This window comes from Streptomyces sp. W1SF4 (assembly GCF_003950035.1).
In the GTDB taxonomy this organism is placed as follows: Bacteria; Actinomycetota; Actinomycetes; order Streptomycetales; family Streptomycetaceae; genus Streptomyces; species Streptomyces racemochromogenes.
Genome location: NZ_CP034350.1, coordinates 3,209,731 through 3,229,150 on the forward strand (window position 1 = coordinate 3,209,731; position 19,420 = coordinate 3,229,150).

Consider the following 19,420-nt stretch of genomic DNA (forward strand, 5'->3'; position numbering starts at 1 on the left):
CGTTCAGCGGCGCGCGTCTGTCTGAACGAAGAGCACACCGAGGAATTGACCTTGGCTTTCGCCCGCGAACTTGAAGCTCAGGCTGCGGGCGCCACCGGACAGGGCGGGACTCAGGTCGAACACGTCCGCGTCATATCCGAGATTATTCATATGTTCGGGCTGTCGCACGAACGAGGGACGTCCGAATTCCGTGATCGTGGAATTCATAACATCATTAAAAGGATTTTCTGAATCACTGACGTTGACCCGTCGGCCACTGTCGGCGGTCACGGTGAGTGAGTCCCCGAGGGCTCCCCGGTCCCCGTCGTAGGCGACCACCCCGGCCTTCCCGGACGCGCCGGGCGCCACGTCCAGGCCGGCGACCTCCACCGTCTCCCCCGCCGCCTCGCCGGCGCCGGCGGCCAGCGACTCGAAGCCGTCCCACACCGAGACGCGGCGCAGCGGCTCCTGCGGGTGCTCGTACGCGACGACCAGGGTCCAGCCGCCCCAGGCACCCACCTCCGAGTGGCCCATGGCCACGTTGAGCTGGGCCACGGTCCACATCCCCGCCCCGCCCTTGCGCACCATCGGGGTGACGTCGGCCGAGGCCTGGTACGCGTCGCTGCCCTGGTCGGTGTGGTGCCCGATCACGGTGTCGGCCAGCACCGCCTTGTACGCGCCCCCGGGCTCGGCGACCAGCACCCGCCCGTTGTCCTCCGGCGGCTTCTGCTCCCCCACCCGCAGGTTCCCGCCCCAGTACAGGCGGGCGTACGAGACCTTCGCGCCCTGCGGGACCTTGAGCTCGGCCCGGGTGGAGTTGTAGGTGTCCGGGTCCTTGTCGACCTCGTCGTAGAACATCTCGAAGTCGCCGTTGACCCCCGCCGCGCCCTTCTTGACCTCGGCGCACGGCTCGGCCTGGTCGGTCTCCTCGCGGCGGCAGCTGATGGCGGAGTTGGAGGCCCTGACCAGCCCGCCGTGCTGGACGGCCTGGTAGCGCTGCGTGAAGGGCACCCGGGGCAATTCGCGCGCCCCGGCGGCCACCGCGGCACCCGCCTGGGGCAGGTGTGCGGAAAGTGTGAGGCAGGACAGCAGGCCGAGTGTGCCGAGGATTCTGCGGGAGGAACCCATGACCCTGTCTCCATTTTCGATCAAGGGGACAAAACAGGAGTGAACTTTGTCAGAAATCGGGCTGGAAATCACGTCGGACTCGCTCGTACGGCCTTTTGGGCGATAGCACGCACCCTCTCCGTGGGCGGGTCGTTATGCCGGTGCACCATCGTTCGAACCGAAAGGAAATACGGAGATGAAGAAGAGGCTGATGCGCGGCAGCACCGTGGCGGTCGCGGGCGCGGCGATGCTGATGGGCGGCGCGGGCCTCGCCTCCGCGCACGGCGGCGCCTCGGCGGACGGCGTCGCCGCGGGTTCCCCCGGTGTGGTGAGCGGCAACCTGGTCCAGGTCCCCGTGGACGTCCCGGTGAACGTCTGCGGCCTCACCGTCAACGTGATCGCGCTGCTGAACCCCACGTTCGGCAACACCTGCGTGAACGCCTGAACGTCAACCGCACCGCCCGAAACGGCGGCATCCGGGTGAAGCCACGCAACCCGAGCCGGGCCGAGGGCGTTGATCCGGGTGCTCCAGTACCGGGCAATCCTGCAAAAAAGGGACGATAATGATCAAGAAGTTTGCGGCCGGCGCAGCGGTTGCCGCCACCACCGTGGGCCTCGGCGCCGCCATGGCCCCGCAGGCGATGGCTGTCGGGAACGACAACGGCATCAACACCGTCAACGGCAACAACTCGGCGCAGATCTACGGCAACCAGGCCACCTACGGCAACATGAGCCCGCAGATGGCGCTGATCCAGGGCTCCTTCAACAAGCCCTGCATCGCCCTCCCGGCCAAGGTCAACGCGCAGTCGATCCTCGCGCTCATCAACGTCGGCGTCCAGGACATCCCGGTCCTGTCCAGCCCGCAGAACCAGCAGTGCACCGAGAACTCCACCCAGGCCAAGGGCGACGAGGCCCTCTCGCACATCCTGGACAACATCCCGATCCTCTCCGGCAACGTCTCCGCCGGCAGCTGATCGCGCAACACCCCGAGCGAGGCCGTCGCACCCCCGGGTCGCGGCGGCCTCGCCGCATGCCGGGGCCACGCAATTCCGGTCCCTTCCGATGCCCCCGATTAACGGTCCGAATTCACGGCGGGAGCGGTATTGATCGGGCCCGATCGGCTCGGATCGACCGCCTTGGGCATCGGAGTGAATTACGCGGGAACCCCGGGAAATTCCCGGTTTCTTTTCCCGGACCCACTCGTTGTTGTTTTTGCAGCGGATACACCTCTGCGGGAAGGATTGGAAAAGAAAATGAAGCACAAGAAGGCAGTGGTGCTGGCCGCCGGCGCGATGATGGCCGCCGGTGTCGCCTCCCCGGCCATGGCCGACGCGGGTGCCAGCGGGGTCGCGAAGGACTCCCCCGGCGTCCTCTCCGGCAACCTCGTGCAGGTTCCCGTGCACATCCCGGTGAACATCTGCGGCAACACCGCCCAGCTGGTCGGCCTCCTGAACCCGGCCTTCGGCAACACCTGCGTCAACGCCTGACGTAGCCCTCGGCCCGCGAGGGCGGGGCAGACCTCCTCGGGGTGGCCTCGGAGTGCACGGCGGTGCACTCCGAGGCCACCTTCGATTCAGTACCGGCCCACGCGCCGGTGGACAGGGAAGGACCCATGCGACAGGTACTGAGCCGACAGGTACTGGGCAAGGGGGTGCTCACCGCTGCGGCCGCATCGAGCCTGCTGTCGATCGCGACCGGCGCGGCCTGCGCGCATCCAGGGGCGATGGCCGAGGCCTCGCATTCGCCGGGTGTGCTGTCCGGCAACAGCGTCTCGGTACCGATCACGGTCACACCGAACCTGTGCGGCAACAGCGTGGACGGAGGTGCGGCCCTCAACCCCTCGATGGGGAACACCTGCGTCAGCTCCACCGGATCCCACGCCGGTGACGACGGCGGCCGCGACTACGAGCGGTACCTGAGCCCCGAGCACCGAGCGGCCTTCGAGCGCTACCTCGACGAGCAGCAGGGCGGCCGGCACGCGCTGCCCCGCCAGCGCCACGAGGAAGAGCGCCGGTACGAGGAACCCCGCGCGCACGCCCCCAAGCACGCCGCCCCGCGCCACGAGGCGCCCCGCCACGAGCTCCCCGCGCCGCCCCGCCACCACCAGGACGGCGGCGACGAGGGCGGCTACGGCGGGAACGGCTCCGGGGACAACGGCGAGGAGTGCGACGACCACCCGCCCCAGCAGCCCCCGCACGCGGAGCACCCGGCGCCCCACCCGGCACCGCACCCGGCACCACCCGCCCCGGCGCCGCAGCACCCGAAGCCCAAGCCGGAGCCCCGGCCCGCCCCCCATCCCGAGCCGAAGCCCGGCCCCGTGGCGGAGCACCCGGCCCCCGCCCCGGCCCCGGTCCCCGCCCCGCAGCCGGCACCCCAGCCCGCTCCGGTGCCGGCTCCCCCGCCGCAGCCCGCCCCGGTCCCCGCGCCGGCGCCCGTCCAGGAGGTGCCGCAGCCCGAGGAGCAGCCCCACACCCTCCCCGCGCCCGTCCCGGCGGCCCCCGCCGCGGAGGTCCCGGCCCCGCGTCCGCCGCACGGCAGCCAGCCGCAGTGGCCCGCGCCCGCGCCGCTCCCCGTCCCGGAGGTCGTCCGCCCGGCGGACCAGCCCCCGGCGGCCCCGGCCGGCGACCTCCCGGTGCACCTGCCCCCGGCGGCCGCTCCCGCCCCGGCACCGGCCCCCGAAGCGGCCCCGCCGGCCCACGTCCCGGCTCCGGCCCGGGCGGCCGCTCCGGAGCTGGCGGCCACCGGAGCGGGCGAGGTCTCGGCGATGGCGGCCCTCGCCTCGGCCCTCATCCTCGGCGGCTCGATTCTGTACCGCAGGTCCCGTATCGGCTGAAACCGGCTGAGACCGACTGACCGGGAATACCGGTAATCAGAAGAAATGCAGGCCGGAGAATCCCCTCTCGGATTCTCCGGCCGCTTCCGTGCGCCCGGCCCCGCGTTTCCGCAGCGGCCGGTAATCGTTAGCCAGGTCGAAAGCGGCGCGAGGGTCGCCGCAGGCACCTCTGTCCACGAAGAGAAAAGGATTTTCGATAATGAAGCTTTCCAAGGCCGCCGCTGTCGTCGCCGGCTCCGTCGCCGCGCTCGGGGCGGCGGCCCCCGCCTTCGCGGCGGAGGCGCCCGCCGGTCCCCCCATGAGCCTGTCGGCCGGATGGAACACGGCGCTCAGCGCCGTCGAGCCCGTCGTCGCCTCGTCTCCCGAGACCGTGGGCATGGCACTCGCCGAGCAGGGTGAGACCGTGAGCAAGGTCGTCGGCGCCGCCGATGGCGTGAACAAGCTCCGCAACAACGCCCCCGGCGAGCTGCTGGGCCTGGCGAACGGGGCCACCAAGGTCTCCCCGCTGCTCGGGGGCGTACAGCTCAACGGCGGCCAGCACTGAGCTGCCCGGGAACGACTGTGGGCGCCCCCGGCGATGCCGGAGGCGCCCACAGTCGTGTGGTGCGGACTGACGCGTGCGTCAGTCGTTGATGCAGACGTTGCCGAACGCGGGGTTCAGCGCGCCGATGATGCTCACGGAGTTGCCGCACACGTTGATCGGAACGTGGACGGGGACCTGGACCAGGTTGCCCGAGAGGACACCGGGGGAGCCCACGGCCGCGCCCTCGGCGCCGGCGTCGGCGGAGGCGGCACCGGCGGCACCGGCGACGGCGAGACCAGCGGAGGCCAGGGCCACAGCGGCCTTCTTGGCAGCAGTGTTCATGGGAAGTGCACCTTCTCTTCGATGTCCTGCCCCGATCCGGGGCTCACAGGAAGCGAAACGGTCCAGCTTCCCCGACGACACGGCCACGACCCGAAGTGAACCCGAACCAGACCTGTTCAGCCCAATAGTCGTAACCATGCCGACGGCCTGACCCCGCCGTCACCGCCTAGCTGCGGACGGGAATGTCGGGGATGTCGGGCACATCCGGGATGTCGGGCAGTTCGGGGATCACCCCGGTGGCCGGCAGGGCCGGGGCTGCCGGAGTGGCCGGGATCGCCGGGACGGCCGGGATCGCCGGGAGGTTGACCGACGGGAGGCCCTCCGGGAGCTTGATCTCGGGGAGCTTGATCTCCGGCAGCTTGATCTCGGGGAGCTTCACCCCGCCCAGCAGGCCCGTGAGGGAGTTCAGCAGGTCTCCCAGGGTCTTGGTCAGGCCGGCGAGGAGGTCGTCGATCGGGCCTGCGGCGACCTGCTCGGGGACGGCCTGCCTGACCTCCTCCAGCCGGTCGATCCGCTCCTGCACGGCGGCGGCCCGCTCTTCGACGGCCGCCGCGGCGCCGCCGCCGTCGGCGGCCACCGCGGGGGCGGCCGCGCCGGACAGTATGACGACGGCGAGGGCCGACGGGACGAGGACGCGGAGGCGGGACGGCTTCGTGCGCATGGGGGCTTCCTTCGGGTGGTCGCGAAAGCGGACGGGAACAATCCGATTCCTCACCCACCGTGCGGACGCCGTCTACGGAGCGCAACACGATCTTGAGCGCGGGGGCGGCCACTGGGGGCTGCGTACGGGCTTCGCGCAGGCGTCCGCAGCCGTCTCACCCGGACCGGGGAAAACGCCGCCCCGAACGGGCCGATCGAGTGAAGGAGCGGAACCAACCCCGCGGAGGGCCGGTTGATCAGGGCGCTCCACAAGCGGGCACTCGTGCGACAAAAGGATCAATGATGCTCAAGAAGATCATGGCCGCCGCCGCGGTCACCGCCGCCGCCGTCGGCGCGGGCGCCGCTCCCGCCATGGCCATCGGCAACGACAACGGGATCAACACGGTCAACGGCAACGGTGCCCAGCAGATCTACGGCAACCAGAAGACCACCGGCGACATGAGCCCCCAGCTCGGCCTGGTCCAGGGCACCCTCAACAAGCCCTGCATCGGCCTGCCCGCGAAGGTCAACGCCCAGTCGCTCATCGCCGCGCTCAACATCGGCGTCCAGGACATCAACGTCCTGTCCAACCCGCAGAACCAGCAGTGCACCGAGAACTCCACCCAGGCCAAGGGTGACGAGCCGCTCTCCCACATCCTGAGCAACATCCCGGTCCTCTCCGGCAACGGCTCGATCGGCAGCTGACCTCCTCCGCTCGACCCCTTCCGGGCGGGGCGCGCACCGGCGCCCGTGGAGCGAAGTGACGCGGTGACGAAGTGACGAGGGCCCCGGCGGCGTCCAGCCGCCGGGGCCCTTGGTGCGCCTACGCCCCGCGTCGCCGGCTCAGCCCGTCCAGAAGTCCCACCAGCGGGTCAGGACCAGCATCCCGATCACGCCGGTGTGCACGGCGGGCGGCGCCCAGGCGAAGTCGGTGAACAGCGCCCGCAGCGGGCCGGGCGCGGGCAGGTCGCCGGTGCGGACGTTGCGGGCGGTGACGGCCCAGAACATCAGCAGGGTCGCCACCCACGCGAGGCAGCACCACAGGCACAGGGCGTTGATCTCGTACAGCGACTGGACCATCAGCCAGGCGCAGAAGCCGGTGCCGAAGAGGGTCCCGGCGTTCAGTCCCAGCCAGAACCAGCGCCGGTGGCGGGCGCCGGCCAGCAGGCCCGCGCCGACGCAGACGACGACGGCGTAACCGGCCAGCCCGAGCATCGGGTTGGGGAAGCCGAAGGCGGAGGCCTGCTCGCTCTGCATGACGCTGCCGCAGGACACCACGGGGTTCAGACTGCAGGCGGGCTTGAAGTCCGGGTCCTCCAGCAGGAGGAACTTGTCCAGGGTGATCACCCAGGAGGCGAGCAGTCCGGCCGCCCCGGTGACCACCAGCAGCCAGGCCAGCCCCCGGGAGGCGCCCGGTTCGCCCTCGGGGCGGATGCGGGGGCGGCCCTGCTGGCGGGGGACGCCCACTGTGTTCGTTGCCATACCGCCCATGCTCCCGCGCAATGTGACGGACCGCCGCGAACCCGGGCCATCCGTACCCAACTTGACCTGAAGGTGTGGCGGGAACCCCTGATGCTTCCCGGACGTTTTACCGAATCCCGGACGTGATGTCAGCACCAGGGGCTACGTTGTGCTTCCGCGAAGTGACAAGCAGCGACGGCCTGGAGACCCACCTTGAGCGATCCGTACGAGACAACCGAGGCGCACCTCGAGCGACTCCTGGGCCGCGCCCTCAACTCCTTCGACCTGCCGGACAGGTTGGTCGAGCGCCTCGGCACGGCGCTCGCCCACAGTTCTTCGCTGTACACCACCCACCACAGCCCGTCGGCGGGGCTGTGGCGGGAGACCCACCGGCACACCTACCTGCTGCCCGACGGGGAGGCGGCGTCCCTGTGGGAGCTGGCCTACCGGCTCGGGGGCGACCGCGGCACCCGGCACGAGGTGTTCGAGAGCAAGGACGGGCTGGGGCTGGCGGTGGCCCGGCTGTTCGGGGAGTCCCCGGCGGATCCGGTGCTGCCCGAGGCCCCCGGGCCGGGCGACGGGGAGGGGGACGGCGACGACGGCCTGGAGGGTGATCTGGCGGTGCTGAGCGCGCTGTTCGCGGCTCCCTCGCCCCAGCAGCGCCGCCGCGAGTACACGGTGGAGCAGTCCGCCGACCACGCCCGTCGGGTGCTGCGCCGCGCGGAGAACGCCGACCGGCCGGGCGAGGCGGTGGCGGTGCTGCTGCGCTCGGCGTACGCGCACCACATCACGCAGGCGTTCGGCGGCCGGCAGTGCCTGGCCGACGGGCGGGACGCCGGTTTCAGCCTGTACGAGCACGCCTTCGTACTGCTGGACGGGAGCGAGTTCAGCCTGTGGGAGGTCGAGCACACGGCGACTCCGGACGGGCGGCACATGTGCGAGGTCTACGACAGCGAGGCCGCCGCGCGCGGGGCGATGGAGGTGCGGGCCCGGGTCCGCTGACGCGGGGCCGCCGGCGGCGGACGGCCGGCGGTCAAGGTCGCGGTGGCCGTCGCGGTGGCCGTCGCCGTGTCGGCCGCGGTGGCCGTCAGCCGGCCGACAGCGGGAGGTCCAGCGGCAGGTCCCGGGTGATGCGGACGGACTCGGGGCGCAGGTCCGCCGGGCCCGGCATGACGCTCCCCGGCAGCTGTACGGCGGCCGCGCCGTGGGCGAGGGCCGCGGCGAGGGCGGCGGGGCCGTCGCCCCCGGCGGTCAGGAAGCCCGCGAGGGCGGCGTCGCCGGCCCCGACGTCGCTGCGGACCGCCGTGACGGGGGCCGTGCCGTGGTGGGCGCCGTCGGCGGTGACCAGGAGCTGCCCCTGCGCGCCGAGGGAGGCCAGGACGGCGCCGGCGCCGCGCCTGACGAGTTCCTCGGCGGCCTTGACGGCGTCGCCGAGGGTGGACAGTGGGCGGCCCGCGGCCTCGGCGAGCTCGGCGGCGTTCGGCTTGACGACGTCGGGGCGGGCGGGCAGGGCCGCCGCCAGGGCGGGGCCGGAGGTGTCCAGGGCGACGCGGGCCCCGGTCTCCCGGGCGCGGGCGACGAGTTCGGCGTACCAGCGGTGGTCCAGGCCGGGCGGCAGGCTGCCGCAGCAGGCGACCCAGTCGGCCCCGGCGGAGCCGCGGACGGTGTCGAGCAGGAGGCCGGACTCCTGGGCGGAGAGCTCCGGGCCGGCCGCGTTGATCTTCGTGAGGGTGCCGTCCGGTTCCACGACGGCGATGTTGGAGCGGGTCAGGCCGGCGATGGAGACGGCGGTGACGTCCACACCCTCGGCGGTGAGCAGCTCCAGGAGCAGGGTGCCGGCGGAGCCGCCCAGCGGGAGGACCGCCGTGGTGGAGCCGCCCCCCGCCGCGACGGCCCGGGAGACGTTGACCCCCTTGCCGCCCGGGTCGACCCGCTCCCCCGCGGCCCGGAGCACCGCGCCGCGATCCAGCGAGGGGACCTCGTAGGTCCGGTCGAGGGAGGGGTTGGGGGTGACCGTGAGGATCATTGCGAGCCGCCTGTGGATTCGTGTCCGTTCGATACCTGATTCCGCCGCTTCGCCCGACCCTATGCAGGGAACCGGGGGAGAACAAAGAAAAACGGACATGCCCGCTCGGGGAGCGGGCATGTCCGCACGTCCCGGCCGCGGCCAGGGGCGGGCCGTCAGTGGGCGCCCTCCACGGCTCCCTCGCGCTCCGACATCGGGATCTGCCGACGCGGCAGCACGAACATCACCGCGAAGATCACCACGAGGACCGCCACGACCCACCACAGCGCTCCGCGGAAGGCCTCCGCGTACGGCACCCCGAAGATCCGGTCGTCCTCGATGGACCCGAAGAAGACGACGGAGGTCAGCGCGAGGCCGAGCGCGTTGCCCGTCTGGCCGGTGGTGTTGATCAGGCCGGACGCGGAGCCCGCGTGCTCGCGCGGCACCTGGGACAGGATGGTGTCGTTCAGCGGGGCGACGATCAGGCCCATGCCGACGCCCATCACGATCAGGGGGGCGGCCATCTGCCAGGAGCTGATCCCCATGCCGTAGCGGTCGGCTTCCCAGATGTACAGGAGCAGGCCCGCGGCCATGACCAGCGCGCCGGCCTGGAGCACCTTGCGGCCGAACCGCGGGACGAGCTTCTCGACCGAGACGCCGGCCGCGACGGAGACGGCGATGGAGAAGGGGATGCCGGTGCTGCCCGCGTGCAGCGGGGTCCAGCCCAGGCCCATCTGCATGTACAGCGTCCAGACGAGGAAGAAGATGCCGGTCGCGAGGCCGAAGGCCAGCTGGACCGTGATGCCGCCGGCGAAGCTCTTGATCCGGAAGAGGGAGAGCTCGACGAGCGGGGACCCGTCCTTCTTGATCTTGTGCTTCTCGTAGCCGATGAAGACGGCGAAGACGACCGGCGACGCGATCATGCAGGCGAAGCCCCAGAGCGGCCAGTCGTTCTCCCGGCCCTGGGTGAGCGGGTAGATCAGCATGACCAGCGCGAGCGTGGCGAGGACGACGCCCACCAGGTCCAGGCGCAGGGCCTTGGGGGCCTTGGACTCGGAGATGAACGCGCGGCCCATGAGCACCGCGGCGATGCCGACGGGCAGGTTGATCAGGAAGATCGTGCGCCATTCGAGGCCAAAGAGGTCCCACTCGGTGAGGAGCGCGCCGAGCATCGGCCCCGAGACCGCTCCGAGTCCGACGATCGCGCCGAACATGCCGAAGACCTTGCCGCGCTCGTGCGGCGGGAAGGTGACGTGGATGATCGCGAGGACCTGCGGGACCATCAGGGCCGCCATGGCGCCCTGGAGGAGGCGGGAGGCGACGAGCATGGCCGGGTCGGGCGCGATGCCGCAGAGCAGCGAGGCGACGGTGAAGCCGGCGACGCCGACGAGGAAGAGGCGCTTGCGGCCGTAGATGTCACCGAGACGGCCGCCGGTGATCAGGCCGGCGGCGAAGGCGAGCGCATAGCCGGCGGTGATCCACTGGATGGCACTCGTCGACGCGCCGAAGTCCTGGCGCATGCTGGGTATCGCGATGTTGACGATCGTGACGTCGACCAGGTCCATGAAGGACGCGGTCATCACGATGGCGAGCGCCAGCCAGCGGCGGCGGTCGCCCGGGGCGGCGGCGTCGTCGCCGGGGGCGGCTGGTGCGGGTGCTGCTACGGCGGGTGCGTTCCGCTCTTCTGGGACGGGCCCGTTCTCTCTTTCGGGCGATGCCATGGACGTCTCGGTGCTCATGGAGGCAAACCTAGACGGCATGTAGGCCAGGACGTGTCCTACTTACCTGGCTATCTTGAAGTATGAACGACACCCCCGCCCGGCTGCTCACCCTGCTGTCCCTGCTCCAGACCCCGCGCGAGTGGCCGGGCAGCGAGCTGGCGCAGCGGCTCGGGGTGAGCCCGCGGACCATCCGGCGGGACATCGAGCGGCTGCGGGACCTGGGATACCCGGTGGAGGCCACGCTGGGCGCGGTCGGCGGCTACCGGCTGGTGGCGGGGGCGGCGATGCCGCCGCTGCTGCTCGACGACGAGGAGGCCGTGGCCATCGCCGTCGGGCTGCGGGCGGGGGCCGGGCACGCCGTCGAGGGGGTGGAGGAGGCGTCCGTACGCGCCCTCGCGAAGCTCGAGCAGGTCCTGCCGGCGCGGCTGCGGCACCGGGTGGGCGCCCTGCAGTCGGCGACGGTCGCGGTGACCCGGGGCGACGGGCCGAGCGTGGACCCGCGGACGCTGACGGCGATGGCGGGGGCGGTGGCGGGGCCGGAGCGGCTGAGGTTCGCGTACCGGGCGCGGGACGGGGTGGACTCGCGCCGGCTGGTGGAGCCGTACCGGCTGGTGAGCACCGGGAGCCGCTGGTACCTCGTCGCCTACGACCTGGAGCGGGAGGACTGGCGCACCTTCCGGGTGGACCGGGTGAGCGAGCCCTTCGCGACGGGGGCCCGGTTCACGCCGCGGCCGCTGCCGATGGAGGCGGCCGAGTTCGTCCGGCGCGCGCTGCGGGGTGAGCGGACGTACCCGGTCGACGTGTCCTTCGCCGCGCCGCCCGAGGAACTGCCGGCGTGGCTGCGCGAGGCGGCCGCCCCGGAGGCGGGCGGGGCGCGGGTGCGCTTCGAGAGCGGGGACGCGCCGGAGTGGCTGGCGGCCCGGATGGCGCTGACGGGGCTGGACTTCACGGTGCGCGGGCCGGACGCCCTGGCGGAGGCGGCCGGGGCGCTGGGTGCGCGGCTGACCCGGGCGGGGGCCTGAGGGGGGGTCCGGGCGGGGGCCTGAGGGCGGCCGGGCAGGGACCTGAGGGCGGTCCGGGGCAGGGGGGGAGCCCCGGCGCCTGGGGGGGGGTGGCACCGGGGCTCGTCCGGGAGGGAGCGGGGGCGCGCGGGCGGCGGGCCGGTCAGGCCACGGCGTCGAAGCCGGTGTCGCGGGCCATGCGCTTGAGCTCCAGCAGGGCGTGCTTCTCGATCTGGCGGATCCGCTCGCGGGTCAGGCCGTGCTGCTTGCCGACCTCGGTCAGGGTCCGCTCGCGGCCGTCCTCGATGCCGTAGCGCATCTTGATGATGGAGGCCGTGCGCTGGTCGAGCTTGCCGAGGAGGTCCTCCAGCTCCTCGCTGCGCAGCAGGGACAGCACGGACTGTTCGGGCGAGATCGCGGAGGTGTCCTCCAGCAGGTCGCCGAACTGGGTGTCGCCCTCGTCGTCGACCGACATGTTGAGGCTGACCGGGTCGCGCGCCCAGTCCAGGACGTCGCCCACGCGCTTCTCGGTGGTGTCGAGTTCGGCGGCGATCTCGGCGTGCTCCGGGTCGCGGCCGTTCTCGCGGTTGAACTCGCGCTGGATGCGGCGGATCCGGCCGAGCTCCTCCACGAGGTGGACGGGGAGGCGGATGGTGCGGGACTGGTCCGCGATGGAGCGGGTGATGGCCTGGCGGATCCACCACGTGGCGTACGTGGAGAACTTGAAGCCCTTGGCGTAGTCGAACTTCTCGACGGCCCGGACCAGGCCGGCGTTGCCCTCCTGGATGAGGTCGAGCAGGGGCAGGCCGCTGCGGGGGTAGCGGCGGGCGACGGCCACGACCAGGCGGAGGTTGGACCGGATGAAGACTTCCTTGGCGCGCTCGCCTTCGGCGGCCAGGGCTTCCAGCTCCTCGCGGGCGGGCATCTCCCCGTCACGCTCTATCTCGCCGTCGAGGATCTGCCGGGCGTACACGCCCGCCTCGATGATCTGCGAGAGCTCCACTTCCCTGGCGGCGTCGAGCAGCGGGGTGCGCGCGATCTCGTCGAGGTACATGCCGACCAGGTCGCGGTCGACGATTTCCCCGCCCGCAGCGCGGGCGCTGCTCGTGGACTGACGACGGGCGACGGCGCGGGTTGCCATGCGTGCTCCCTTGCGATGCGATGAATCGGTCGCGGTGCGTCCTCGGACACTCTTCCGAGTGCCCGCTTCCGAAAGGAAACAACGACTGGAATCGGGACAGAATTCCCACGCTGGTCTCCCTTTTGCGAGATCTTGCAGTATCCTGCCCCGCCACCCCCCGGACCGGGGGACGGCGATCTCCTGCGAGAACCCGGGAACGCGCAGGTCAGGCCGGTCCTGAGGGCCGGCGCCGAGGTACCCGCGGAGCCGTGCGGCGACGGCGTCCGTGAGACGGCCGTCACATCCGGCACTCCCGGTTCGAGCCGGGGCGGTGCCACCCGCGGGGGCGTTCCCACCCTGAAGACGGGCCGCGCCCGCTCCTGGTTGCCTGGACCGGCGATCGAATCGCTGAAAACAAGACAAGGTGCGGCAAGGCGCCCTATATCACCCCAAGGCGGCGAACGCGTGTCGTACGTGCGCCCGTCCGGGTGATTCGGCCCTCGTCCGGGTGAAGCGCGGGCATATTCCTACGGCATGCCCCGTTCCGGCCGTAGCGTGCCGGGGGTGATCGCACACATCCCGCGGCCGTCCCGCACCGCGGCGCCGACGAGCGCCCGTCCCGAGGCAGACCCCCATCTCGACAAGGCCCTCTGGCGGGCCTGGCAGGCCATCGACCCGCCCGAGACGTTCCGCGTCGAGATCGTGGAGGGGCTGATCGAGATGTGGCGGGTGGGGCGGCCGTTCACGCACGCCCTCACCGCGAACCGGCTGCGGTCCCGGCTGGCCTCCCACCTGGACGGGGGCCCGTACGCCCCCTACATGGCGATGTACGTGGTCGGCGGCTACCAGGCCTGGGCGCCGGACGTGCTCCTCGCCCCGGACGACCTCACCGGGCACGCCGCCCGGGGGGAGCTGGGCATCAAGGCGTCGAGCGTGCCCCTGGTGGCCGAGGTCGTCGCCCCGGGCCCGCAGGACGTCGCGCGGGACCGGGTCCGCAAGCGCCGCGCGTACGCCCGGGCCGGGATCCCGGTCTACGTGATCGTCGACGACTACGACGGCCACGGCACGGTCAGCGTGCTGACCGGCCCCGTCCCCGACGAGGCGCGGTACGCGGGCGAGGTGCGGGCCCCGTACGGGACCTCGGTGGTCGTGCCCGAGGGGCCGGCCCGGGGCTTCGTGATCGGCGAGCAGGTCACCGGGCCCGCCCGCGTCCCCTAGGCGGCCCGGCCGGGTGCGGCACCGAACTGGACGGAGCGCTTCGACAGGCCCATCCAGAAGCCGTCCACCGGGGTGTGCTGGGCGGCGAGGTCGGATCCGGCGGCCCCGAGGGTGACGAAGAGCGGGGCGAAGTGCTCCGTGCGGGGGTGGGCCAGGCGGCCCGCCGGGGACTTGGCCTCGAAGTCGAGCAGGGCGTCGACGTCCTGCGCGGCCAGCGCCTCGCGGCCCCAGTGGTCGAACTCCGCCGACCAGCCGGGCACTCCCGGCCCGGTGTGCCGCAGCGCGGCCAGGTTGTGGGTGAAGAAGCCGCTCCCGACGATCAGGACGCCCTCGTCGCGCAGCGGGGCCAGCTTGCGGCCGATGTCCATCAGCCGGGCCGGGTCCAGCGTGGGCAGGGAGATCTGGAGGACGGGTATGTCGGCCTCCGGGTACATCTCGACGAGCGGGACGTACGCGCCGTGGTCCAGGCCGCGGTCCGGGATGTCCTGGACCGGGGTGCCGGGCGCCTTGAGCAGGGCGCGCACCGAGGCGGCGAGCTCCGGGGCGCCCGGGGCCCCGTACCGCACCCGGTAGTAGTGCTCGGGGAAGCCCCAGAAGTCGTAGACGAGCGGGACGGCCTCGACGGCGCCGAGCGCCAGCGGGGCCTCCTCCCAGTGCGCGGAGACCATCAGGATCGCGCGCGGCCGGGGCAGGGCCGCCGACCAGGCGGCGAGCTCGGCCGGCCAGAGCGGGTCGTCGGCGAGCGGCGGGGCCCCGTGGCTGAGGTACAGCGCCGGCATGCGGGAGGTCTCGGTGGTCACGGGGGCGCTCCTCGGGCTGGGTCGTGGGTGCGTGCGGTGCGGGGTCCCTCGAAAAGACTAACCCCGTCTCGTTCAAATTTGAACGAGACGGGGTGGTCAGTCATTCCCGCACGCGGTACCGCCCCGTCAGTGGGCGATCACCGGAACCTTGAACTCGGCGTCCTCGCCGGCGCCCGAGCCGGAGGCGACCGGGCCGCCGTGGCCCGGACGGCCGGTGTTGATCAGCGTGAACGCGATGGCCGAGCTGGCGACGAGGATGCCGACGGCCCACCAGATCGCGGACGAGTAGCCCTCGACCATGGCCTGCGCCTGCACCAGCTTCCCGGCCGGGCCGCCCGCCGCGGCCTCGGCCGCGTGGTCGGTCAGGTAGGCGGTGGTCGCGGACGCGGCGATGGTGTTCAGCAGGGCGGTGCCGATCGCGCCGCCCACCTGCTGCGAGGTGTTGACCATGGCCGAGGCCACGCCGGCGTCGGCCGGGTCGACCCCGTACGTCGACAGGGACATGGCCGGCATGAAGGCCGTGCCCATGCCGAGGCCCAGCAGCAGCTGCGCGGGCAGGATCAGCGCCGGGTAGGAGGAGCCGACCTCCAGCTGCGTCAGCATCAGCATGCCGGCGCCGGCGAGCAGGAAGCCGGGGCCCATCAGCAGGCGCGGGGCGACCCGGGTCATCAGGCGGGCGCCGATCTGGGTGGAGCCCGTGATCATGCCCGCGATCATCGGCAGGAAGGCGAAACCGGTCTTGACCGGCGAGAAGCCCTTCACGACCTGGAGGTAGTAGGTGAGGAAGAGGAACAGGCCGAACATGGAGATGACGGCCAGGCCCAGCGAGAGGTAGACACCGCCGCGGTTGCGCTCCAGCAGGACGCGCAGCGGCAGCAGCGGGGACTTCACCCGGGACTCGACGAACACGAAGGCGGCGAGGAGCAGCGCCGAGGCGACGAACATGGCCACGGTGACCGTGTCCGACCAGCCGGCGGACTCGGCGCGGGTGAAGCCGTAGACGAGGGCGACCAGGCCCAGGGTCGAGAGGATCACGCCGGGGACGTCGAGGCGGGCGCTGTTGCGCGAGCCGGCCGCCTCGCGGATGACCAGCCAGGCGCCGACGGCCGCGACGACCGCGAAGGGGATGTTGACGAAGAAGGTCCAGCGCCAGTTGAGGTACTCGGTGAGGAACCCGCCGAGGATCAGGCCGACGGCGCCGCCGCCGCCCGCGATCGCGCCGTAGATGCCGAAGGCCTTGGCGCGCTCCTTGGCGTCGGTGAAGGTGACCGCGAGCAGGGAGAGCGCGGCCGGGGCGAGCAGCGCGCCGAAGGCACCCTGGAGGGCGCGGGCGCCCAGCATCATGGCCTCGCCGGTCGCGGCGCCGCCGAGGGCGGAAGCCAGGGCGAAGCCGACCAGGCCGACGACGAAGGCGTTCTTGCGGCCCCACTTGTCGGCGATGCGGCCGCCGAAGAGGAGCAGGCCACCGAAGGCCAGCGCGTACGCGGTGATGACCCACTGGCGGTTGCCGTCGGAGATGCCGAGGTCGGTCTGGGCGGAGGGGAGGGCGATGTTCACGATGGTCGCGTCGAGGACGACCATCAGCTGCGCCAGGGCGATGAAGACCAGGGCCTTCCAGCGGCTGGGGTCGACGGCAGCCGGCGCGGTGCTCGCGGCTGTTTTCGGCATGGGGGTACCCACTTCACTGTGCGGATGACTGAAAAATTACTGAATGTCGGAAAACGAAGTCTGGGGCTGACGAATGGGGCTGACGAAGTCCCGGGCTGACGAAGTCCTGGGCTCTGGGAGGTCTCAGTTCCGGGGCATGCGCCTCAGGTCGTCCAACGTGGCCGCCGTGCCGGGCAGTTCGGACCGGGCCGGGGCCCGCAGGCCGTCCAGGAAGAGCTGGAGGTGGCGGTGGACGAACCGCTCCACGCCCAGGCAGTCGGTCCCCGGCAGGGGGCGGCTGAGCTGGGACAGCGCGACCATCAGGTCGCCGACGCCGATGTCGGCGCGGAGCAGGCCGCCGCCCTGGCCGGCGTCCACCAGCCGCTCCACGGCCGCCTCCAACGCGGCGCGGGCGGCGAGGAGTTCGGGGTGTTCGTGATCGAAGCCCGCCGCGAGCATCGGACACAGGGCGCCGATCCGCTCGTCGGCGGCGCCGTGCGTGAAGCGGCAGAGCGCCGCGAAGGCGTCCGGTTCCTCGGCGAGCGCGTCCTCGGCCAGGGCGGTGACCCGGTCCATCACGTAGAGCACCACGTGGTGGACGAGGGCCGCCCGGTCGGGGAAGTGCCGGTACAGGGTGGCGTTGCCGATGCCGGCCCTGCGGGCGATCTCGTCGAGGGGGGCTTCCGCCCCGAACTCGACGAACGCCTCGCGCGCGGCCACCAGGATCCGCTCCCGGTTGCGGACGGCGTCGGCGCGGGGCTTCGGGACCCGTCCGGGCGCCGCGGGGGCGGGACTCTTCATTCCGGTGCCTCCTGGGGCGCGGGATCCGGCGGATCCGTGTCTGCGGCCCCGCCAACCGGGGAGCCGGTCCCCGCTTCGTGGGACTCTCGTTCAAACGGGGATCCAGTCCCCGGTTATTTCACTCGTGAGTGTGAGCTGCGCCACACTCCCAGGAGGGGCTTTTGCCCCGGTCGGATCACATTCGGCGGCTTTCGACGCGCGGGCGTGTCGCAATCGTCGGAGGGTGAGCCCACAGAGAGCAGTCCGGACCCGGCCGGCTGCCGCGGACCGAAGGCGATCTCCATGCCGCAGACCCGCCGCCGGATACGCAGACCCTGTCGCACCAGCGCGTTCATCGGCCTCACCGCGCTGGCCCTGGGCGTCACCGCCACCGCCAGCGGCGGGATATCCGGCCGCGGCCAGTCGGCCGCCGGCCCCGTCGCCACCAGCGCCGAATCCGTACTGGCACCCTGCCGGATCACCGGGACCATGGGCGTCCAGATGTCGGAGGGCCTGCCCACCCCGCCGGGGTACTCCCGCTCCACCGGCGAGGTCCGCGCGCTGAACCTGATGATCGACTTCCCGGACGCCAAGGGCGAGGGCACGGCCATGGACCGGCTGGCGGAGTTCTTCCCCCAGACCTCCGACTGGTTCCGCACCAGCTCCTACGGCCGCCTCAACTACCGCGCCGAGTCACCGGTGCGGGACTGGCTGCGGATGCCGATGCCGTTCGCGGCGTACGGGATCGAACGCGGGTCCCCGTACGAGCCCGGCTACCGGCAGCTCGTCGAGCACATCGCGAAGGCCGCCGACGCCGAGGTGGACTTCAGCCGGTACGACCTGGTCAACATCCTGGTCACCCCGAACGCCGGCCCGTCCGCCCTGGACACCGTCCTGTCGGTCACCTTCTCCGGCAACGGCGAGGCGCCCATGGCCGACGGGGTCCCGCTCGCCAACACGTCCTTCGTCTACAGCCGCCAGGACGACGGCTCCGGCTCCTACCGGGAGACCGGCTACCGGGTCCTCCCCCACGAGAACGGGCACGTCTTCGGACTGCCCGACCTGTACACGGCCGAGGGCGGCGGCACCGTCGGCCACTGGGACATCATGAGCGAGGACTGGGGCGCCAACAACGACCTCCTCGGCTGGCACAAGTGGAAGCTGGGCTGGCTCGACAGCAGCCAGATCAGCTGCGCCTCCGCCTCCGGCACCAGTGACCACGTCCTGTCCCCGCTGGCCGTCGAGGGCGGCATGAAGCTGGCCTTCGTCCCGCTCTCCGAGAGCGCCGGCTACGCGGTGGAGGTGCGCACCCGCGCCGGCAACGACGAGGCCGTCTGCAAGCCCGGCGTGCTGATCTACAAGGTCGACTCGGACGTGGACACCGGGCGCGGGCCGGTGACCGTCTCCGACAGCGCGAGCGGCAGCGGCGGCTGCACGCGGCGGCCCAACGTGCACGCCGAACTGTCGGACGCGCCGTTCCGGCCGGGCGAGACCTTCACCGACGAGAAGTCGGGCATCACCATCGCCGTGGTGGGCGAGCTCCGCAACGGCCGCTACCAGATCCGCGTGACCCGGCCCTGACGCCCGTGCCCGTGCACTGACGCCCGGCCCCGTGCCCTGACGCCCGGCCCCCTGCCCGCTCTGCCCGCTCCGTCCGCCCGTCCACCCCGTCCGCCCTGTCCGCTCCGTCCGCCCCGTCCGCCCCGTCCGCCCGTCCGCCCTGCCGGCCAGTCCGGCCCGAGGAGGCCCTCCGTGACCGTGACCCCCACCACCCCCGAGGAACGCCTGGCGGCGGCCGGGCTGGAACTCCCGCCCGCCCCCGCGCCCGTCGCCGTGTACGTACCGGCGGTGGTCAGCGGGCACTACGTCCACACCTCCGGCCAGCTGCCCATGACCGGCGGCGCCCTGCCCGTCACCGGCAAGGTCGGCGCCGGGGTCACCCCTGAACAGGGCAAGGAGCTCGCGCGGCAGTGCGCGCTGAACGCCCTCGCCGCCGTCGCCTCCGTCGCCGGGGACCTGTCGGCCGTCAAGCGGGTGGTGAAGGTCGTCGGCTTCGTCGCGAGCGCCCCCGACTTCACCGGCCAGCCGGGCGTGGTCAACGGCGCGAGCGAGCTGCTCGGCACGGCCTTCGGCGACGCGGGCATCCACGCCCGGAGCGCGGTCGGGGTGGCGGTGCTGCCGCTGGACGCCCCGGTCGAGGTCGAGATCACCGTGGAGCTGCACACGCCGATGGGGGTGTGAGGC

The 19,420-nt window shown here is 72.4% G+C and carries 21 protein-coding genes; 11 read left to right on the forward strand and 10 right to left on the reverse strand.

Annotated elements, in window-relative coordinates; translation table 11 throughout:
* Positions 1-3: 3 nt before the first annotated feature.
* The gene (locus tag D1J60_RS14770) at positions 4-1,179 is read right to left on the reverse strand and encodes a DUF3344 domain-containing protein (RefSeq protein ID WP_125821408.1); all 1,176 of its coding nucleotides are present in this window, start codon (positions 1,177-1,179) and stop codon (positions 4-6) included.
* Between the two features lie 103 nt (positions 1,180-1,282).
* On the opposite strand from D1J60_RS14770, the gene D1J60_RS14775 reads away from it, so the two are divergent.
* From D1J60_RS14775 to D1J60_RS14795, 5 genes are all read left to right on the forward strand, one after another.
* A complete protein-coding gene (locus D1J60_RS14775; RefSeq protein WP_125821409.1) occupies positions 1,283-1,531 on the forward strand; it encodes a chaplin in 249 nt (82 codons plus the stop codon).
* A 118-nt stretch (positions 1,532-1,649) separates the two neighbouring features.
* A complete protein-coding gene (locus D1J60_RS14780; RefSeq protein WP_125603605.1) occupies positions 1,650-2,060 on the forward strand; it encodes a rodlin in 411 nt (136 codons plus the stop codon).
* Positions 2,061-2,339: 279 nt separating this feature from the next.
* Positions 2,340-2,573, forward strand: a complete 234-nt coding sequence (locus D1J60_RS14785) for a chaplin (protein ID WP_125819553.1) — start codon at positions 2,340-2,342, stop codon at positions 2,571-2,573.
* A 125-nt stretch (positions 2,574-2,698) separates the two neighbouring features.
* Entirely contained in the window at positions 2,699-3,919 is a 1,221-nt protein-coding gene (locus tag D1J60_RS14790; protein WP_125821410.1) for a chaplin, read from the forward strand.
* 199 nt (positions 3,920-4,118) lie between these two features.
* Complete coding sequence (locus tag D1J60_RS14795; RefSeq protein WP_125821411.1) at positions 4,119-4,463, forward strand: hypothetical protein; 345 nt, start codon at positions 4,119-4,121, stop codon at positions 4,461-4,463.
* 78 nt (positions 4,464-4,541) lie between these two features.
* Here D1J60_RS14795 and D1J60_RS14800 read toward each other — a convergent pair whose 3' ends face one another.
* A complete protein-coding gene (locus D1J60_RS14800; protein WP_125605056.1) occupies positions 4,542-4,784 on the reverse strand; it encodes a chaplin in 243 nt (80 codons plus the stop codon).
* A 166-nt stretch (positions 4,785-4,950) separates the two neighbouring features.
* Positions 4,951-5,445, reverse strand: a complete 495-nt coding sequence (locus tag D1J60_RS14805; protein ID WP_125821412.1) for a hypothetical protein — start codon at positions 5,443-5,445, stop codon at positions 4,951-4,953.
* 281 nt (positions 5,446-5,726) lie between these two features.
* On the opposite strand from D1J60_RS14805, the gene D1J60_RS14810 reads away from it, so the two are divergent.
* Complete coding sequence (locus D1J60_RS14810) at positions 5,727-6,128, forward strand: rodlin (protein WP_125821413.1); 402 nt, start codon at positions 5,727-5,729, stop codon at positions 6,126-6,128.
* A gap of 138 nt (positions 6,129-6,266) precedes the next feature.
* On the opposite strand, the gene D1J60_RS14815 is transcribed toward D1J60_RS14810, so the two are convergent.
* Positions 6,267-6,905: a vitamin K epoxide reductase family protein gene (locus tag D1J60_RS14815; RefSeq protein ID WP_125821414.1), complete on the reverse strand. Its 639-nt coding sequence runs from the start codon at positions 6,903-6,905 to the stop codon at positions 6,267-6,269.
* 192 nt (positions 6,906-7,097) lie between these two features.
* Here D1J60_RS14815 and D1J60_RS14820 point away from each other — a divergent pair, with 192 nt between their 5' ends.
* On the forward strand, positions 7,098-7,886 hold the full coding sequence (locus tag D1J60_RS14820) for a DUF6227 family protein (protein ID WP_125821415.1): 789 nt from the start codon (positions 7,098-7,100) through the stop codon (positions 7,884-7,886).
* 85 nt (positions 7,887-7,971) lie between these two features.
* Here D1J60_RS14820 and pfkB read toward each other — a convergent pair whose 3' ends face one another.
* Both pfkB and D1J60_RS14830 read right to left on the reverse strand, forming a co-directional pair.
* The gene (gene pfkB, locus D1J60_RS14825; RefSeq protein ID WP_125821416.1) at positions 7,972-8,910 is read right to left on the reverse strand and encodes a 1-phosphofructokinase; all 939 of its coding nucleotides are present in this window, start codon (positions 8,908-8,910) and stop codon (positions 7,972-7,974) included.
* A 155-nt stretch (positions 8,911-9,065) separates the two neighbouring features.
* Positions 9,066-10,628: an MFS transporter gene (locus tag D1J60_RS14830; RefSeq protein ID WP_125821417.1), complete on the reverse strand. Its 1,563-nt coding sequence runs from the start codon at positions 10,626-10,628 to the stop codon at positions 9,066-9,068.
* 62 nt (positions 10,629-10,690) lie between these two features.
* Here D1J60_RS14830 and D1J60_RS14835 point away from each other — a divergent pair, with 62 nt between their 5' ends.
* Positions 10,691-11,632, forward strand: coding sequence for a YafY family protein (locus D1J60_RS14835; RefSeq protein WP_125821418.1), 942 nt, complete (start codon positions 10,691-10,693; stop codon positions 11,630-11,632).
* A 142-nt stretch (positions 11,633-11,774) separates the two neighbouring features.
* Here D1J60_RS14835 and D1J60_RS14840 read toward each other — a convergent pair whose 3' ends face one another.
* Positions 11,775-12,752, reverse strand: a complete 978-nt coding sequence (locus D1J60_RS14840; protein ID WP_125603666.1) for a sigma-70 family RNA polymerase sigma factor — start codon at positions 12,750-12,752, stop codon at positions 11,775-11,777.
* Positions 12,753-13,295: 543 nt separating this feature from the next.
* Here D1J60_RS14840 and D1J60_RS14845 point away from each other — a divergent pair.
* Entirely contained in the window at positions 13,296-13,949 is a 654-nt protein-coding gene (locus D1J60_RS14845; protein WP_125821419.1) for a Uma2 family endonuclease, read from the forward strand.
* On the opposite strand, the gene D1J60_RS14850 is transcribed toward D1J60_RS14845, so the two are convergent.
* From D1J60_RS14850 to D1J60_RS14860, 3 genes are all read right to left on the reverse strand, one after another.
* On the reverse strand, positions 13,946-14,728 hold the full coding sequence (locus tag D1J60_RS14850) for a class III extradiol ring-cleavage dioxygenase (protein ID WP_125824036.1): 783 nt from the start codon (positions 14,726-14,728) through the stop codon (positions 13,946-13,948). The genes D1J60_RS14845 and D1J60_RS14850 overlap by 4 nt on opposite strands.
* A gap of 147 nt (positions 14,729-14,875) precedes the next feature.
* The gene (locus tag D1J60_RS14855; RefSeq protein WP_125821420.1) at positions 14,876-16,417 is read right to left on the reverse strand and encodes an MFS transporter; all 1,542 of its coding nucleotides are present in this window, start codon (positions 16,415-16,417) and stop codon (positions 14,876-14,878) included.
* 123 nt (positions 16,418-16,540) lie between these two features.
* Positions 16,541-17,197, reverse strand: a complete 657-nt coding sequence (locus tag D1J60_RS14860) for a TetR/AcrR family transcriptional regulator (protein ID WP_125821421.1) — start codon at positions 17,195-17,197, stop codon at positions 16,541-16,543.
* A gap of 282 nt (positions 17,198-17,479) precedes the next feature.
* On the opposite strand from D1J60_RS14860, the gene D1J60_RS14865 reads away from it, so the two are divergent.
* Together D1J60_RS14865 and D1J60_RS14870 are read left to right on the forward strand one after the other, a co-directional pair.
* Positions 17,480-18,757, forward strand: coding sequence for a M6 family metalloprotease domain-containing protein (locus tag D1J60_RS14865; protein ID WP_125603662.1), 1,278 nt, complete (start codon positions 17,480-17,482; stop codon positions 18,755-18,757).
* Positions 18,758-18,934: 177 nt separating this feature from the next.
* On the forward strand, positions 18,935-19,417 hold the full coding sequence (locus D1J60_RS14870) for a RidA family protein (RefSeq protein WP_007264664.1): 483 nt from the start codon (positions 18,935-18,937) through the stop codon (positions 19,415-19,417).
* Positions 19,418-19,420 lie beyond the last annotated feature (3 nt).

What these genes read in the sequence shown, in the direction of transcription:
- D1J60_RS14795 (WP_125821411.1), top strand. Translation starts at nt 4,119, where the DNA reads ATGAAGCTTTCCAAGGCCGCCGCTGTCGTCGCCGGCTCCGTCGCCGCG.
- D1J60_RS14790 (WP_125821410.1), top strand. Translation starts at nt 2,699, where the DNA reads ATGCGACAGGTACTGAGCCGACAGGTACTGGGCAAGGGGGTGCTCACC.
- D1J60_RS14780 (WP_125603605.1), top strand. Translation starts at nt 1,650, where the DNA reads ATGATCAAGAAGTTTGCGGCCGGCGCAGCGGTTGCCGCCACCACCGTG.
- D1J60_RS14850 (WP_125824036.1), bottom strand. Translation starts at nt 14,728, where the DNA reads ATGCCGGCGCTGTACCTCAGCCACGGGGCCCCGCCGCTCGCCGACGAC.
- D1J60_RS14865 (WP_125603662.1), top strand. Translation starts at nt 17,480, where the DNA reads ATGCCGCAGACCCGCCGCCGGATACGCAGACCCTGTCGCACCAGCGCG.
- D1J60_RS14785 (WP_125819553.1), top strand. Translation starts at nt 2,340, where the DNA reads ATGAAGCACAAGAAGGCAGTGGTGCTGGCCGCCGGCGCGATGATGGCC.
- D1J60_RS14855 (WP_125821420.1), bottom strand. Translation starts at nt 16,417, where the DNA reads ATGCCGAAAACAGCCGCGAGCACCGCGCCGGCTGCCGTCGACCCCAGC.
- D1J60_RS14860 (WP_125821421.1), bottom strand. Translation starts at nt 17,197, where the DNA reads ATGAAGAGTCCCGCCCCCGCGGCGCCCGGACGGGTCCCGAAGCCCCGC.
- D1J60_RS14840 (WP_125603666.1), bottom strand. Translation starts at nt 12,752, where the DNA reads ATGGCAACCCGCGCCGTCGCCCGTCGTCAGTCCACGAGCAGCGCCCGC.
- D1J60_RS14830 (WP_125821417.1), bottom strand. Translation starts at nt 10,628, where the DNA reads ATGAGCACCGAGACGTCCATGGCATCGCCCGAAAGAGAGAACGGGCCC.
- pfkB (WP_125821416.1), bottom strand. Translation starts at nt 8,910, where the DNA reads ATGATCCTCACGGTCACCCCCAACCCCTCCCTCGACCGGACCTACGAG.
- D1J60_RS14800 (WP_125605056.1), bottom strand. Translation starts at nt 4,784, where the DNA reads ATGAACACTGCTGCCAAGAAGGCCGCTGTGGCCCTGGCCTCCGCTGGT.
- D1J60_RS14775 (WP_125821409.1), top strand. Translation starts at nt 1,283, where the DNA reads ATGAAGAAGAGGCTGATGCGCGGCAGCACCGTGGCGGTCGCGGGCGCG.
- D1J60_RS14810 (WP_125821413.1), top strand. Translation starts at nt 5,727, where the DNA reads ATGCTCAAGAAGATCATGGCCGCCGCCGCGGTCACCGCCGCCGCCGTC.
- D1J60_RS14815 (WP_125821414.1), bottom strand. Translation starts at nt 6,905, where the DNA reads ATGGCAACGAACACAGTGGGCGTCCCCCGCCAGCAGGGCCGCCCCCGC.
- D1J60_RS14835 (WP_125821418.1), top strand. Translation starts at nt 10,691, where the DNA reads ATGAACGACACCCCCGCCCGGCTGCTCACCCTGCTGTCCCTGCTCCAG.
- D1J60_RS14805 (WP_125821412.1), bottom strand. Translation starts at nt 5,445, where the DNA reads ATGCGCACGAAGCCGTCCCGCCTCCGCGTCCTCGTCCCGTCGGCCCTC.